Source organism: Rathayibacter sp. AY1E6, assembly GCF_002931115.1.
Taxonomy (GTDB): domain Bacteria; phylum Actinomycetota; class Actinomycetes; order Actinomycetales; family Microbacteriaceae; genus Rathayibacter.
Genome location: NZ_PSVK01000001.1, coordinates 314,862 through 329,701, shown reverse-complemented (window position 1 = coordinate 329,701; position 14,840 = coordinate 314,862). Strand labels below are relative to the sequence as shown.

Sequence of the window (14,840 nt, the reverse complement as noted above, 5' to 3'; positions counted from 1 at the left end):
GTCGGAAGTCACCGCACGGGCCGAAGGTTCGTCGGCGGAGTGAGGGAGCGGGCGCATGCCACCGAAGGATCTGCACGACCTCGACGACCTGGATCCGGTCGATCGGACCCTGGTGCGCCTCCTCCGCGCCGACGCGCGGACGCCCAACAGCCGGCTCGCTGAGCGCGCCGGCATCGCCCCGTCGACCTGCGTCGCACGCGTCCGGGGCCTCGTCGAGCGCGGCGTCATCACCGGCTTCACCGCCGAGCTCGACCCGGCGGCGCTCGGCCTGACCCTGCAGGCGCTGATCAGCGTCAGCATCCGCGTCGGCCAGCGCCAGGCGATCACGCGCTTCGCGGAGGAGATCCGCGCGCTGCCCGAGGTGGTGCAGGTGTTCTTCCTCGGCGGCTCGGAGGACTTCATCATCCACGTCGCGGTCCGCGACTCCAGCGACGTGCGGGACTTCGTGGTCTCGAACCTCTCGGCGAACCCGGCGGTGGCCTCGACGCGCACGAGCCTGGTGTTCGACCACCACCGCAAGGGCCCGGCGGTCCCCGAGTAGCGCGGGCAGGCGCGGGTCCGAGCGGCCGCTCGGCCCGCGTCCGTCCCTCGGGGCTAGTGCGCCCCGGGGTTCACGTCGCCGCCCCCGCGCTGCATGAGGCCGGGGATGCGCTTGGCGAGCCCCGGGATCGCCTCGTCCGAGATCGAGATCCGCGTGTCGCGCAGGCGCTGGCGCAGCAGGGTCTCGACGTCCTCCTCCGGTCGCAGCTCGGCGTCGCCGGCGACCTGCAGCAGCACGCCGCGCAGCTTCTCGTCGAGCTGCGCGTCGTCGCTGCCGTGCTGGATCGGGTGGTCCTGGGATGCGTTCGTCATGCCTCCATGCTGGCACCGGCGACCCCGTGCCGAGAGGACTTGCGCCGCGGCAGGATGGTCGCATGCCGTTCACCCGCGCCGAGCTCGCAGCGTTCCAGGACCGCACCGTCGAGGACCTGCTGGGCGACGACGTCCGGCTCCTCTTCGTCGGCATCAACCCGGGACTGTGGACCGCCGCCACCGGCGCGCACTTCGCCCACCCCGGCAACCGCTTCTACCCGGCGCTCGTCGCGGCCGGGATCCTCGAGCGCGCGCCGCGCGTGTCCGAGGGGATGAGCGCCGCGGACCGCGCGGAGCTCGTCTCCCGCGGCGTCGGCATCACCAATCTCGCCTCCCGGGCGACCGCCCGCGCCGACGAGCTGACCGCGGAGGAGCTGCGCGAGGGCGCTCAGCGGCTGGTCGCCACCGTGGAGCGGGTGCGGCCCCGGGCCGTCGCGGTCGTCGGCATCACCGCCTACCGGATCGCGTTCGGACGCCGCAGGGCGGTGCAGGGCAGGCAGGAGGAGGACGTGGCGGGCGCGCCGCTCTGGGTGCTGCCGAACCCGAGCGGCCTGAACGCGCACGACACCGTCGCCTCGCTCGGGCGCGCCTACCGCGAGCCGGCGCTCGAGGCGGGGATCGTCTCTTCCGACGAGCTCCTGCCCGGGGACGTCGGACCCCGCACGCAGGAATAGCCGTCGACCCCCGGAGGTTGCAGAAGTCCATGAGTATGCATGAAGTCAAGTTCGGCGTCGACACGTTCGGCGACGTCACCGCCGGCCCCGACGGCGCCCCGCTGCCGCACGGCCAGGTCCTCCGCGACGTGGTCGAGGAGGGAGTCCTGGCCGACCGGGTCGGCATCGACTTCTTCGGGATCGGCGAGCACCACCGCGCCGACTTCGCCGTGAGCGCACCGGACGTCGTGCTCGCCGCCATCGCGGCCCGCACCGAGCGCATCCACCTCGGCTCCGCCGTGACGGTCCTCTCCTCGGACGACCCGGTGCGCGTCTACCAGCGCTTCGCCACCCTCGACGGACTCTCCGGCGGCCGGGCCGAGGTCATCCTCGGCCGCGGCTCCTTCACCGAGTCCTTCCCGCTCTTCGGCTACGACCTCGCGCAGTACGAGGTCCTCTTCGAGGAGAAGCTCGACCTCTTCCACGCCCTGATCCAGGGCGGCCCGGTCACCTGGCAGGGCACGACCCGCCCCGCGCTCACCGAGCAGAGCGTCTACCCGACCCTCGACAACGGCACCCTCCGCACCTGGATCGGCGTCGGCGGCAGCCCCGAGTCGGTCGTCCGCGCCGCCCGGTACGGCTTCCCGCTCGTCCTGGCGATCATCGGCGGCTCGCCGGCCCGCTTCCGCCCCTACGTCGACCTCTTCGGCCGCGCGCTCGACCAGCTCGAGCAGCCCCGCCTCCCGGTCGCCGTGCACTCGCCCGGCTTCGTCGCCGACACCGACGAGGAGGCGCGCGAGCTGTACTTCCCGCACCACAAGGCGATGATGGACGCCATCGGCCGCGAGCGCGGCTGGTCCCCGATGACCCGCGAGCGCTTCGAGGAGGAGGCCGGCCCCGACGGCGCCATCCACCTCGGCTCGCCCGAGACGGTCGCCCGGAAGATCGCGCGAACGGTCGAGGCCCTGGGCATCGACCGCTTCGACCTCAAGTACAGCGCCGGGACGCTGCCGCACCCGGCGATCATGCGCAACATCGAGCTCTACGGCACGCAGGTCATCCCGCGGGTGCGCGAGCTGCTCGCGCACTGACCCCCGCCGGGCGCCCGTTCCCCCGCTGGGCGCTCGGCGCGTTCCGAGCCGACGCAGTGCGCGCTCCCACCGGGCGCCCGGCCCGCGTCGATACACTCGGAACCCCCCGCCCCGACCCTCCCGGAAGCACATGCCCGACAGCCACGCCGCCCGCACCCCCTACGAGGTGCTGGGTGTCGCCGCCACCGCGTCCGACGACGAGCTCCGCCGGGCGTACCGGCTCCGCCTCCGCGAGACCCATCCGGACACGGGAGGCGACGCCGCGTCGTTCCACGCGGTGCAGCTCGCCTGGGAGCGGATCGGCAGCGCCTCCGCCCGCGGCGACTACGACCGAGGCGCTCCCGCCCCCGGGAGGTCCTCCCCGCAGTCGCCGTACACCGGCTCACCGCGCCCGCAGACCGCCTCGGCCGTGCGCGCCCGCTCCTACGGTCACCCGGGAGGAGCAGCGCGCGAGTACTACCTGCGCCTGGTGCGCGAGTGGCTCGGCCGCGGCGTCGAGACCGAGGACCCCTTCGACCCGGCGATCGTCCGCTCCGCTCCTCGCGAGGTCCGCTCCTGGCTCGCGAAGGCTCAGGCCGAGGAGGCGACGGCCGCGCTCGTCGGCGCGCTCGGCATCGCCTACACGATCTGGAACGACGTCGCGGTCGGCGACGGCGGGCTCAAGATCGACCACCTCGTGCTCGGGCCGGCCGGCCTGCTCGCGCTGACCTCCGCCGACTGGGGCGACCCGGTCCGCTTGAAGAAGGGCGAGCTGGAGGGCCCCGGGATCGCCGAGGACGAGAAGCCGATCGCCTCGCTCGCGAAGGCCGCGCGCCGTCTCGGCCGCGAGCTGGGCGTCCGCTTCTCGACGAGCGTCGTGGTCGTGCCGGACGACGCGCTGGAGCAGCCGTTCGAGCAGGTCGAGCGCGGCAGGCACCAGGGCGCCGTCGTCATCCGCCGCTCGCTGCTGCCGCAGCTGCTGCGCTCCGGCACGGACGACCCGCGGCTCGGCGGGTACGGCGAGTCGTTCGAGGTCCGCACCCGCGTGCAGAACCGCATCCGCTTCGTCTGACGCCGCGCTAGCCGCCGCTCGCGACCGCGGCAAGGGGTTAGCGCGCATCCGGCGCCCCGCCCACCATGGGACGTGCCCCCGGGCATCCACGACGAGCGGAACGAGGACGGACGATGGTGCGATTCGGATACACCCTGATGACCGAGCAGAGCGGACCCAAGCAGCTGGTGGGCTACGCGGTCGACGCCGAGAGGCTCGGCTTCGAGTTCGCGGTCTCGAGCGACCACTACTCGCCGTGGCTGACCGAGCAGGGGCACGCCTCCTACGCCTGGACGCTGCTCGGAGCGGTCGCGCAGGCCACGTCGACCATCGACCTCACGACCTACGTCACCGCGCCGACCATCCGCTACCACCCGGCCGTGGTCGCGCAGAAGGCCGCGACGCTCGCGATCCTCTCCGACGACCGCTTCACGCTCGGCCTCGGCTCGGGCGAGAACCTCAACGAGCACGTCGTCGGCGAGGGCTGGCCCTCGGTCGCCGTGCGCCAGGACATGCTCGAGGAGGCCGTCCACCTCATCCGCGAGCTGCACACCGGCGAGCTGGTGACCTGGGAGGGCGAGTACTTCCGCGTCGACTCCGCCCGCATCTGGGACCTGCCGGACACGCCGGTCGAGATCGGCCTGGCGGTCTCGGGGGAGAAGTCGATCGCCCGCTTCGCGCCGATCGGCGACCACCTCATCACGACCGAGCCCGACGCCGAGCTGATCTCGCAGTGGACCGCGGTCCGCGGTGCGGACGCCGCCCCCTCGCGCACGATCGGCCAGATCCCGATCTGCTGGGCGCCGGACAAGGAGCAGGGAGTGGCGCTGGCCCACGAGCAGTTCCGCTGGTTCGCCGGCGGCTGGGCGGTCAACTCCGATCTGCCGACCCCCGCCGGCTTCGCCGGAGCGAGCCAGTTCGTGCGCCCGGAGGACGTCGCCGAGCAGATCGCCTGCGGCCCCGACCTCGACGAGCTCGCCCAGAGCTTCGTGCCCTACATCGAGGCGGGCTTCACCGACATCGCCCTCGTCCAGGTCGGCGACGAGCTGCAGCAGCGGTTCCTCGACGAGGCGGCGGAGGGGCTCCTGGAGCGCCTGCGCGCGCTCGCCCCCTGAGGCCGCTGCCGGGTCGCGCGGTCAGAATCCGCGGAGGCGCTCGATGTCGCGCCGGTCGCGCTTCGTCGGGCGGCCCGCTCCGCGGTCACGGACGATCACGCCCGGCGCGGACTCCCGGGGTGGCGGCGGGGGTGTCTGGTCCTCCATGCACTCGGCGGCCACCGGCGCACCGACCCGCTTGACCACGAGTCCGCGGACGATCAGCTCCCGGTCGAAGCCGCCGATCCGGGCGCGGACCTCATCGCCCACCCGCACGGTCTGCGCCGCCTTGGCCCGCTCGCCGTTGACGCGGATGTGGCCGGCCCGAGCCGCGGTCGTCGCGGCGGAGCGCGTCTTGTAGATGCGCACCGCCCAGAGCCACGCGTCCACCCGCACGGCACCGGTCACCGGGATCTGCATCCCCCCAGTCTACGAACGGCGCCCGCTCGCCACCCACCCCGCGGTCCTACACTGGCCGCCGACAAGGAGGTTCCCATGAACCGAGACGACAGCATCTACACCGGAGCGGACGACGCGCTGCGGAGCGGCGACGACCGCATGGTCGCGGCGAACGACAGCTCCGGAGCCGGCGGAACCCGCGGCGACGTCGGCATGAGCACGACGAGCGGCGAGGGCACCGGGGTCCCCACCCGCGGCGCGCCTCCGCAGAGCGGATCCCCGTCCGAGCTGCGCCCCACCGGCTTCCCGCACGCGGGCCTGGAGTTCTCGCTCGTCCCGTCCGGGCACGAGGAGTGGCGGATCGAGCACCCGGGCGGTCGCACCGTCGGCGTCCTCGCCGTCATCTCGCACGCGGGCGAGGAGTCGGAGGCCGTGTTCGTCACGCGCCGCGTCGGCTCCGAGGACGCCGTGGCCGAGGGCACCGACTGGCGCGGCATCGTCTCGGCCGTGATCAACGACGAGGCGGCGGACGAGCGCGATCCGGTGCAGCTCGACCCCACCGTCGAGCACGTCCGCGGCGGACTGATCAGCCGCGGCCCCGCGGACGTCGACGGCCTCTCCTGAGCCCTCTCTCCTCCGGGACGCCGTCCGCGCTCGGCGCGGGGCGTCCCACGGGGAGGATCGGAGTCTCAGCGGGCGAGCAGCGCGGCGTTGATCCGGGCCGAGAGGTCGGCGTCGACGCGGCGGTCGGTCCCGTCGACGGCGCGGACGGGAGCGGCGTTGCGCGCGCTCGAGACCAGCCACGCCGCGTCCGCCGCCTCCAGATCGCCCGAGCGCAGCGGACGCACCGCCGTCCCGAGTCCGAGGCCCGGCGCGAGCGCGAACAGGTCGGCCTGCGTGGTGCCGGGCAGCAGCCCGAGGCTCGGCGGAGGAGTCACGAGCTCCCCGCCCGTCAGCAGCACGAGGTTCGAGGTCGGCCCCTCGAGCAGGTAGCCGTCGCTCGACACGAACAGGGCGTCGTCGGCACCGCGCCGGGCAGCCTCCCGCACGGCCGCACGGTTCACCGCGTACGAGAGCGTCTTCGCGCCGGCGAGCAGCCAGGGGGACGTCGACTGCACGTCCGAGCGCAGCCCGCGGTCCAGCAGCACCACGCGCACGCCGTCGCGGCGGGCCGGGCCGAAGTCCGGGCTGGTCTGGACGAAGACGACGCCGGTGGGCCGCCCGCCGCCCTCGACGCCGCGGGTCAGGATCGTCTTCACCATCGCCTCGGCGACGGGCGGGTGCGCGGCCACCGCCGCTCCGATCGCCTCGAGCCAGGCGGGCCGGTCCGGCCGGGGCAGGTCGAGCATCCGGGCCGAGCGCTCGAAGCGGTCCAGGTGCGCGTCGAGCGCCTGCAGCCGTCCGTCGACCAGGTTGATCGTCTCGAACACGCCGTCGCCGCGGGTGAAGCCGAGGTCGGTGACGTCCAGATCGCCGCGCCCGCTCGGATCGATGCGGTGCGCGGGTCCTCCCGGCGAGTGCGCCTCGGCGTCGAGGGAGGGTCGGTCGAGGACGACGAGGGTCTCAGCGGGCATGGGCGGTGCGGTCCTTCCGGGAGCGGCGGCGGGGGGAGAAGCGGAGCAGCGCGATCGTCAGCAGGGCGCCGATCAGGGAGCCGCTGCCGTTCGAGACCAGGTCCTGCACGTCGGAGACGCGGGTCGGCAGCCACAGCAGCTGCGCGGTCTCGACGGCCGCCGACACGGCGAGCCCGATGGCGGCGGCCCACAGGCGGCGACCCGCCGGCAGCTGCGCGGCGATCAGCGCACCGAGCGGCACGAAGAGCAGCACGTTCGCGGTGAACTCCGCCACGTCGAAGTCGAACCAGCCGGTGAGCGGCGTGGAAGCGAGGAAGGCGATGATCCCGCGGATCAGCGCGTTGGGCTCCCCGGCCGGGTAGGGCGCGGGCGTCAGCGTGATCAGGGCGATCAGCGCGAGCCAGGCGAGCGTCGCGAGGCGGAGGGGTCTCGAGCGGCGCATCGTCCGATTCTGCCAGCCCGTCGGGGTCGGGCGCGGCGGGCGCGGTGTGGGAGGCTGGAGGGCATGACCAGCGAGGACCCCGGCGCGGACGCCGTGCTCCCGCGCCACCCCTTCGACGCGTCGCTCGGCGACGGCTGGGTCGAGATCGGCGACGGACGCCGCTTCTGGGGGCGCTTCGGCGCCGCCGGCCTCCTCCTGCGCGATCCGTCGGGACGCGTCCTGCTCCAGCACCGCGTCAGCTGGAGCCACTTCGGGGACACCTGGGGGCTGCCCGGCGGCGCCCGTCACCCCGAGGAGACGGCCTTCGAGGCGGCCCTCCGGGAGTCGGAGGAGGAGGCGGGCGTCCCCGCCGACCTGATCCTGCCCGTGCTCTCCAGCGTCGTCGTGATCGGACCGTGGAGCTACTCCACCGTCCTGGCCGAGTCCCGCGAGCACTTCACTCCCCGCATCAGCGACGCCGAGAGCACCGAGCTGCGCTGGGTCGCCCCCGACGAGGTCGACTCCCTGCCGCTGCACCCGGGCTTCGGGGCGGCCTGGCCGGGCCTGCGCGCGCTCGGCTCCTCGATCCCCGTGCTCGTCGTGGACGCCGCCAACGTGGTCGGCTCACGCCCCGACGGCTGGTGGCGCGACCGCGCCGGCGCCGCGGAGCGCCTCCTCGCCTCCCTGGCCCGCCTCGCGGAGGCCGGCGTCCCCGGCCGTCTCCTGGGGATCGACGCCGACACGGTCTGGCCGCGCATCGCCGTGGTGCTCGAGGGAGTGGCGCGCGCCGCCCGTCCGGAGGCGGGCGCTCTCACGGAGCGGCTGACGGTCCACGCGGCCGACGGCTCGGGCGACGACGCGATCGTCGAGCTGGTCGGCGCGCTCGAGACCGCGGTCGTCGTGACGGCCGACCGTGGACTGGCCGCCCGCGTCGAGGCGCTCGGGGCCGCCGTGGTCGGTCCGAGGTCGCTGCTCGACCTCCTCGATCCCGCCCGGGAATAGGCCGCGGGGGCACCCGGTTGCATCCCCCATGGCTACGACTGCGATGACCCTCGACTCCCACGACCAGACGATCGCCGACGGCATCGTCCTCATCGACTTCTGGGCCGACTGGTGCGGCCCGTGCAAGCAGTTCGCTCCGGTCTTCGAGGCCACGAGCGAGAAGAACGCCGACATCACCTTCGCGAAGGTCGACACGGAGGACCAGCAGCAGCTCGCCGCGAGCTACGGCATCTCCTCCATCCCCACCCTCGTGGTGTACCGCGACGGCATCCCGCTGATGGCTCAGCCCGGCGCCCTGCCCGCCCCCGCGCTCGACAACCTGATCGAGCAGGTCCGCGGCCTCGACATGGTCGAGGTGCGCCGCCAGTACGAGGAGGCGAAGGCCGCTCAGGAGGCCGGCGCCGCCCCGCAGGCCTGATCCGCCCGGCGCCTCGACCCGCTCCGCAGGCGGGAGGCGCCCGCAGACGCACGAGAACCCGCGGCAGCCGTGAGGCCGCCGGGGGTTCCGTCGTTCCGAGCCGGGATCAGCCGGTGTTCTGCAGACCCGCCGCGACTCCGTTGACCGCGAGCAGGAGCAGCCGCTGGTTCTGCTCCGTCCCGGATCCGCCCGGGTCGGTGCGGAGCGCCTTCAGTGCGCGCAGCTGCAGGAGCGAGAGCGCGTTCACGTACGGGGTGCGCAGGCGCACGGCACGGCCGAGCACGCGGTGGCCCGTGAGCAGGCTCTCCTCGCCGGTGATCGAGAGCACCCACCGGCGGGTGAGCGCCATCTCGTCGAGCACGAGTCCGGCGAGGTCGTCGCGGGAGTCGAGGGCGAGGTAGCGGCGGGCGATGCCCTCGTCGGTCTTCGCGAGCGACATCTCGACGTTGTCGACCATCGTCGTGAACAGCGGCCAGGAGGCGTAGGCCTCGCGGAGCAGGTCGAGGTCGCCGACGGCCTCGAGCGCGCTGCCCAGCCCGAACCAGCCGGTCAGGTTGACGCGGGCCTGGGTCCAGGCGAAGACCCACGGGATCGCTCGCAGGTCCTCGAGCGACTCGACGGAGAGGCCGCGGCGGGCCGGACGCGAGCCGAGGGCGAGCAGGCCCACCTCCTCCTGCGGGGTGACCCGGGCGAACCACGGCGCGAAGCCGTCGGCCTTCACGAGCTCGAAGAAGCGGCGGCGCGACTCGCGGTCCATCGTCGCCGCCACCTCGGCGAAGCGCTCCGCGGCGCCCGCGTTGCGCTCGCCGACAGCGGGGGAGGAGGCGAGCAGCGTCGCTCCCGCCACCTGCTCGATGTGCCGGGTGGCGATGTCCGGGTTGCCGTAGCGGGCGAAGATGACCTCGCCCTGCTCCGTCAGCTTGAAGCGGCCGTCCACCGATCCGGGCGGCTGCGCGAGGACGGCCCGGTTGGCCGGCCCGCCGCCGCGGCCGAGCGCTCCGCCGCGACCGTGGAACAGCGTGAGCACGATGCCCTCGTCGGCCGCCCACTGCGCGATGCGCGCCTGCGCGTCGTAGAGCGCGAGCGTCGCCGAGACCGGTCCGACGTCCTTCGACGAGTCGGAGTAGCCGAGCATCACCTCGAGCCGGTTGCCGGTGGCCGCGAGGCGCGCCTGCACCTGGGGGAGGCGGATCATCTCGGCGAGGATGTCGGTCGAGGCGTCGAGGTCGGCGAAGGTCTCGAAGAGCGGGACCGCGTCGATGATCGGCGGCTTGCCGTCGGTCGCCGCCTCGGCCAGTTCGAAGACCGTCCGCAGGTCGTCGGCCGACTGCGTGAAGGAGACGATGTACCGCCTCGCCGCGTCGGTGCCGAAGCGCTCCTGGACCTTCGCGATCGCCCGGAACACCGACAGGACCTCGCGGCCGCGCTCGTCGAGCTCCTCGCCGGCGCGGATCGCGGCGATCGTCTCGCGGTGCACCTTCGAGTGCTGGCGCACCTCGATCTCGGCCAGGTGGAAGCCGAAGGTCTCGAGCTGCCAGACGAAGTCCTGGAGGTCGCCGTAGGCGGCGCGGACGTCCTCGGCCTCGACCAGGGACTCCTGGAGGGTGCGCAGCTCGGCCAGCAGCTCGGCGGCGGCGGAGTAGGCCAGCGGCCCCTCGGAGCGGGTCGCCGCCAGGCGCTCGGCCGCGAAGAGCAGGACGCGGCGGTGCGCCTCGTTGGGCGAGCGCTCGGCGATGTCGGCGGCGAGCTCGGGAGCCCGCTCGACGCAGGAGGCCCAGAGCGCCTCGACGGCGGCCGACGGGGGAGTGGTCGACGCGTCGAGGGTCAGCGCGCGGCCCACGCGGCGGGCGACCCGCTCGAGGCCCATGAGGACGTGCTCGGAGGCGATGTCCACCGCAGCGAGGGTCGTCTCTGCGGTGACGAAGGGATTGCCGTCGCGGTCGCCGCCGATCCAGGTGCCCAGGCGGACGAAGGCCGGTGCGACCGGAGCCCGGGTGCCCGAGCCCTCGCCGAGCAGAGCGTCGTCGAGGCGGCGGTAGACGCGGGGGAGCACCGAGAACAGCGACTCGTCGAAGACGCTCATCGCGGTGCGCACCTCGTCGAGGGGAGTGGGCTTGGACTCGCGCAGCGGAGCGGTGCGCCACAGCGTGTCGACCTCGGCCAGCAGCTTGCGGCGGATCTCCACCAGCACGACGCCGCCCATGCGCGGGTCGTCGCGCTGCTCGAGCAGGTCGCTGATACGGCGGATGGTCGAGGCCACTGCGCGGCGGCGCGCCTCGGTCGGGTGCGCCGTGAGGACCGGGCGGAACTCCAGTCGGGACAGGCGCGCGAACGCCTCGTCCTCCCCGAGCTCCCCGGTCAGCCGGCGCATCGAGGCGAGGATCGAGTCCTCGGGCGACTGCGCGCCGGCGTCGGCCTCGCGCCGGCGCAGCACGCGGACGCGGTGGAACTCCTCCGCCACGTTGACGAGGTGGAAGTAGCAGGTGAACGCCCGGGCGACCTCCTCGGCGCGCTCGAGCGTGAGCGAGGCGACGAACTCCTCCGCCTCCGCGGTCCCGGCGGCGTCGCCGCTGTCGTAGGCGCTGATCGTGAGCGCGCGCAGGCGCTCCACGTCCTCGTAGAGGGAGGGCTCGCCCGACTCGCGGAGCACCTGGCCGAGCAGCTCGCCCAGCAGGTGGACGTCGGCGCGGATCCTCTCGTCGAGCGGAGGCGCGGTCGTCCCGTCGGCGGAGGAGGGGGCGGTGGCGGAGGCGGGTGCTGCGGTCGCGGCGGACGCGTCGGAGAACGGATGCACGGGAGAGACCTTAGCGGCGGTGCGTATCGAGCACATGACGCCTGCGTCACGATCCGAACTGGAATGATCGAGGGGTGACCGTGACAACCGCACCCCCCGCTCCCGCCGTCCAGACCGAGCAGGCGGCACCCCATGTCGTCGTGCTGTTCGGCGCCGTCGGCGACCTGGCCCGGCGCAAGCTCATCCCGGGGATGGCCCACCTCGCGCTCTCCTCCCTCGCACCGGACCTGCAGATCGTCGGCACCTCGCTCGAGGAGCACGACGACGCCTCGTTCCGCGCCTTCGCGAAGCTGGCCTACGACGAGTTCGGGAGCCGCTCCCTGACGCCGGCGCAGTGGGACGAGTTCGCGTCCAAGCTCCGCTACGTCCCGCAGTCCGCGGGCCCGGCCGCGCTGGCCGCCGCCGTGACCGACGCCGAGGCGGTCCTCGGCCCGGACGTGAGCCGGCTGCACTACCTCAGCGTCCCGCCCAGGGCAGCTCTCTCCGTCGTGCGGATGCTCGCCGAGGCCGGGCTGGTCGAGCGCTCGCGGATCATCATGGAGAAGCCGTTCGGCGTCGACCTCGAGAGCGCGGTCGTCCTCAACGCGGAGCTCCACGAGACCTTCAGCGAGGAGCAGATCTTCCGGATCGACCACTTCCTCGGCAAGGAGCCGGCGCAGAACATCCTCGCCTTCCGCTTCGCCAACGGCCTCTTCGAGCCGATCTGGAACCGCAACTTCATCGATCACGTCCAGATCGACATCCCCGAGCGCCTCACGCTCGACCGTCGCGCCGAGTTCTACGAGTCCACCGGCGCCTACAAGGACATGGTCGTCACCCACCTCTTCCAGGTGCTCGCGTTCATGGCGATGGAGCCGCCGACCGCGCTGGAGCCCCAGGCCATCAGCGAGGAGAAGAACAAGGTCTTCCGCTCGATGCGTCCGCTGAACCCCGAGAACGTGGTGCGCGGCCAGTACATCGGCTACCGCGACGAGCCGGGCGTCGCCGCCGACTCCGAGACCGACACGTTCGTCGCGCTGAAGTGCGAGATCGACAACTGGCGCTGGGCGGGAGTGCCGTTCTACCTCCGCACCGGCAAGCGGATGGCCGAGGGTCAGCGCATCATCTCGATCGCGTTCCGCGAGCCCCCGAAGAGCATGTTCCCGCAGGGCTCCGGAGTCGGTGCCCACGGCCCGGACCACCTCACCTTCGACCTGGCGGACGCCTCGAAGGTCTCGCTCTCGTTCTACGGGAAGCGCCCCGGTCCCGGCATGCGGCTCGACAAGCTGAGCATGCAGTTCGCGCTCCAAGAGACCGACCGCGCGGGCGACGCGCTCGAGGCCTACGAGCGCCTGATCCTCGACGCGATGCGCGGAGACCACACGCTGTTCACCACCGCGGAGGGCATCGAGCGGCTCTGGGAGGTCTCCGCGCCCCTCCTGCAGGATCCGCCGCCCGTCCGTCTCTACGCGCCCGGCTCCTGGGGGCCGAACGCCATCCACCAGCTGATCGCGCCGCACGCCTGGCGCCTGCCGTTCGAGCGGGTCTGGCGCGACAAGCGCTGACCACGCCGCCGTGCGCCCCGCCTAGGCTGGGCGCATGGCGCGCACCGGTGAGGACCGGATCTGGACGGTCCCGAACGTCCTCAGCATGGTGCGCCTCGCCCTGGTGCCGGTGTTCCTCGTGCTCGTGGTCCTCGGCGAGGACGCGCTCGCGCTCCTGACCCTCGTGGTCTCGAGCCTCACCGACTACCTCGACGGCTGGATCGCGCGCCGCTTCGACCAGATGACGCGCCTCGGCCGCGTCCTCGATCCGGCCGCCGACCGCCTCTACATCTTCGCCACCGTCCTGGGCCTCGCGGCCCGCGGACTGGTGCCCTGGTGGCTGGTCGCCGTGCTGCTCGCCCGCGACCTGATGCTCGTGGTCCTGGCGGTCGTCCTGGCGAACAACGGCTACGGACCGCTTCCCGTGCACCACCTGGGGAAATTCGCGACCTTCTGCCTCTTCTACGCGCTCCCGCTGATCATGCTGGGGCAGGCGTTCCCTGCCCTCGCGCCCGCCTCGCTCCCCATCGCCTGGGCCTTCGCGCTGTGGGGCGCGTTCCTCTACTGGTGGGCCGGGATCGTCTACGCCGTCCAGACGCGGGACCTCGTCCTGGGGGTCCGCACAGGTGCTCAGGGGTCCGACGAGGGTCACGATTCGGATACGCTGACCTGATAGGAGGTACGTCTTGGTCGAGCCCGTCGGTGGAGCATCATCCGCCCAGCACAATTCCGTTCCCGGTGAGCCGTCGACGGAGACGACTCTGACGTTCACCGACGACATCGGTGCCCAGCTCGCCGCTCTCGACAACCGCGCGTCCCGCGAGGAGGCCGAGGCCGTCGGGGCTCTGCCCTCGGGATCCGCGCTGCTGGTCGTGCGCCGCGGACCGAACACCGGCGCCCGCTTCCTCCTCGACACCGACTCCACGACGGTCGGCCGTCACCCCGACGCGGGCATCTTCCTCGACGACGTCACGGTCTCGCGCCGGCACGCCGAGTTCGTCCGCCGCGGCACGGCGTTCGAGGTCCACGACCTCGGCTCCCTGAACGGCACCTACTTCGACGGGGTCCGGATCGAGTCCGCGATCCTCACCGACGGCTCCGAGGTGCAGGTCGGCAAGTTCCGACTCACCTTCTACGCGTCCCGCGCCGACCTCGTCGCCGCTCCGGACGCGTGAGCCGTGGGCCGCTCCTCCGCGCGCGCCCTCCCCACCGGCTCCGCCGCTCTGCTGAGCATCGGGCAGGTGCTGGCCAGGCTGACCACTGAGTTCCCGGACGTCACCCCGTCCAAGCTGCGCTTCCTCGAGGAGCAGGGGCTCGTCTCGCCGGCCCGCACCGACTCCGGCTACCGCAAGTTCTCGGGCTCCGACGTCGAGCGGCTCCGGATGATCCTCGCGCTGCAGCGCGACCACTACCTCCCCCTCAAGGTCATCCGCGGGTACCTCGACGACATCGACGCCGGGCGCGAGCCCGCCCTGCCGGCCGGTGTCGGGGGTCCGAGCGCCTCGCTCCTCGGCCCCGCCACGCGCTTGACCCGCGAGGGCCTCGCGGCCGAGTCCGGTGCCACGCCCGCTCTCGTCCAGGAGGCCATCGCCGCCGGGCTCGTGCGGGGCGGCGACGTGTTCGGGGACGAGGCCGTGACGACGCTCAAGGCGCTCGTCGACCTCGGCCGATCGGGTATCGAGCCCCGTCACCTCCGACCGCTCCGCGTCGCCGTCGAGCGCGAGATGTCGCTTATCGAGAGCGTCGTCGCCTCCAGCGCCCGCCGCGGAGAGGCGTCCGGCTCCGCCGGTGCTGCCGAGAACGCGGTGGGGCTCGCGACCCAGCTGGGCACGATCCGCGGGGCGATGGTGCGCAGCGCCCTCTCGCGGATCGCCCGCTCGTGAGGGCCGCGCCGCCGGCCGACGGGCGGCCCGTGCGACACGCCGCGGCGTCGAGGCCGATGTCGTTTACTCGGCCTGCGCCGGTCGGTACGGTAGGGAGCGCGTTCGG

Annotated in this window: 17 protein-coding genes; 12 read left to right on the top strand and 5 right to left on the bottom strand. The window is 73.4% G+C overall.

Annotation, left to right across the window (positions count from 1 at the left end):
• The first annotated feature begins 55 nt into the window (after window positions 1–55).
• Window positions 56–541, top strand: a complete 486-nt coding sequence (locus C5C46_RS01500; protein ID WP_104222560.1) for an Lrp/AsnC family transcriptional regulator — start codon at window positions 56–58, stop codon at window positions 539–541.
• A 53-nt stretch (window positions 542–594) separates the two neighbouring features.
• On the opposite strand, the gene C5C46_RS01495 is transcribed toward C5C46_RS01500, so the two are convergent.
• Entirely contained in the window at window positions 595–852 is a 258-nt protein-coding gene (locus C5C46_RS01495; protein ID WP_104222561.1) for a hypothetical protein, read from the bottom strand.
• A 62-nt stretch (window positions 853–914) separates the two neighbouring features.
• Here C5C46_RS01495 and C5C46_RS01490 point away from each other — a divergent pair, with 62 nt between their 5' ends.
• From C5C46_RS01490 to C5C46_RS01475, 4 genes are all read left to right on the top strand, one after another.
• Complete coding sequence (locus C5C46_RS01490; protein ID WP_104225390.1) at window positions 915–1,526, top strand: mismatch-specific DNA-glycosylase; 612 nt, start codon at window positions 915–917, stop codon at window positions 1,524–1,526.
• Between the two features lie 35 nt (window positions 1,527–1,561).
• On the top strand, window positions 1,562–2,596 hold the full coding sequence (locus C5C46_RS01485) for an LLM class flavin-dependent oxidoreductase (RefSeq protein ID WP_104225389.1): 1,035 nt from the start codon (window positions 1,562–1,564) through the stop codon (window positions 2,594–2,596).
• A gap of 130 nt (window positions 2,597–2,726) precedes the next feature.
• Window positions 2,727–3,647, top strand: coding sequence for a J domain-containing protein (locus tag C5C46_RS01480; protein ID WP_104225388.1), 921 nt, complete (start codon window positions 2,727–2,729; stop codon window positions 3,645–3,647).
• Between the two features lie 113 nt (window positions 3,648–3,760).
• A complete protein-coding gene (locus tag C5C46_RS01475) occupies window positions 3,761–4,741 on the top strand; it encodes a TIGR03557 family F420-dependent LLM class oxidoreductase (protein WP_104222565.1) in 981 nt (326 codons plus the stop codon).
• 21 nt (window positions 4,742–4,762) lie between these two features.
• Here C5C46_RS01475 and C5C46_RS01470 read toward each other — a convergent pair whose 3' ends face one another.
• Complete coding sequence (locus C5C46_RS01470; protein ID WP_104225387.1) at window positions 4,763–5,140, bottom strand: RNA-binding S4 domain-containing protein; 378 nt, start codon at window positions 5,138–5,140, stop codon at window positions 4,763–4,765.
• 75 nt (window positions 5,141–5,215) lie between these two features.
• On the opposite strand from C5C46_RS01470, the gene C5C46_RS01465 reads away from it, so the two are divergent.
• Window positions 5,216–5,743: a hypothetical protein gene (locus C5C46_RS01465; RefSeq protein WP_104225386.1), complete on the top strand. Its 528-nt coding sequence runs from the start codon at window positions 5,216–5,218 to the stop codon at window positions 5,741–5,743.
• A 65-nt stretch (window positions 5,744–5,808) separates the two neighbouring features.
• On the opposite strand, the gene C5C46_RS01460 is transcribed toward C5C46_RS01465, so the two are convergent.
• Both C5C46_RS01460 and C5C46_RS01455 read right to left on the bottom strand, forming a co-directional pair.
• Window positions 5,809–6,693 carry an aminotransferase class IV gene (locus C5C46_RS01460; protein ID WP_104225385.1) on the bottom strand — a complete coding sequence of 295 codons (885 nt, stop codon included), beginning with the start codon at window positions 6,691–6,693 and terminating at the stop codon, window positions 5,809–5,811.
• Complete coding sequence (locus C5C46_RS01455; RefSeq protein ID WP_104225384.1) at window positions 6,683–7,135, bottom strand: VanZ family protein; 453 nt, start codon at window positions 7,133–7,135, stop codon at window positions 6,683–6,685. Before C5C46_RS01455 ends, C5C46_RS01460 begins: the two co-directional genes overlap by 11 nt.
• Window positions 7,136–7,198: 63 nt before the next feature.
• Here C5C46_RS01455 and C5C46_RS01450 point away from each other — a divergent pair, with 63 nt between their 5' ends.
• Entirely contained in the window at window positions 7,199–8,116 is a 918-nt protein-coding gene (locus C5C46_RS01450) for an NUDIX domain-containing protein (protein ID WP_104225383.1), read from the top strand.
• A 28-nt stretch (window positions 8,117–8,144) separates the two neighbouring features.
• Window positions 8,145–8,534, top strand: coding sequence for a thioredoxin (trxA, locus tag C5C46_RS01445; protein ID WP_104225382.1), 390 nt, complete (start codon window positions 8,145–8,147; stop codon window positions 8,532–8,534).
• Between the two features lie 106 nt (window positions 8,535–8,640).
• On the opposite strand, the gene C5C46_RS01440 is transcribed toward trxA, so the two are convergent.
• Complete coding sequence (locus C5C46_RS01440; RefSeq protein WP_104225381.1) at window positions 8,641–11,364, bottom strand: phosphoenolpyruvate carboxylase; 2,724 nt, start codon at window positions 11,362–11,364, stop codon at window positions 8,641–8,643.
• Window positions 11,365–11,408: 44 nt separating this feature from the next.
• Between C5C46_RS01440 and zwf the strand changes: the two genes are divergently transcribed.
• The 4 genes from zwf to C5C46_RS01420 are packed head-to-tail and all read left to right on the top strand — an operon-like array spanning window position 11,409 to window position 14,734.
• On the top strand, window positions 11,409–12,872 hold the full coding sequence (gene zwf / locus C5C46_RS01435; protein ID WP_104225448.1) for a glucose-6-phosphate dehydrogenase: 1,464 nt from the start codon (window positions 11,409–11,411) through the stop codon (window positions 12,870–12,872).
• Window positions 12,873–12,906: 34 nt separating this feature from the next.
• Entirely contained in the window at window positions 12,907–13,524 is a 618-nt protein-coding gene (locus C5C46_RS01430) for a CDP-alcohol phosphatidyltransferase family protein (protein WP_104222572.1), read from the top strand.
• Window positions 13,525–13,537: 13 nt separating this feature from the next.
• Window positions 13,538–14,026 carry an FHA domain-containing protein gene (locus C5C46_RS01425; protein ID WP_104222573.1) on the top strand — a complete coding sequence of 163 codons (489 nt, stop codon included), beginning with the start codon at window positions 13,538–13,540 and terminating at the stop codon, window positions 14,024–14,026.
• Between the two features lie 3 nt (window positions 14,027–14,029).
• Window positions 14,030–14,734, top strand: coding sequence for a MerR family transcriptional regulator (locus C5C46_RS01420; RefSeq protein WP_104225380.1), 705 nt, complete (start codon window positions 14,030–14,032; stop codon window positions 14,732–14,734).
• Window positions 14,735–14,840 lie beyond the last annotated feature (106 nt).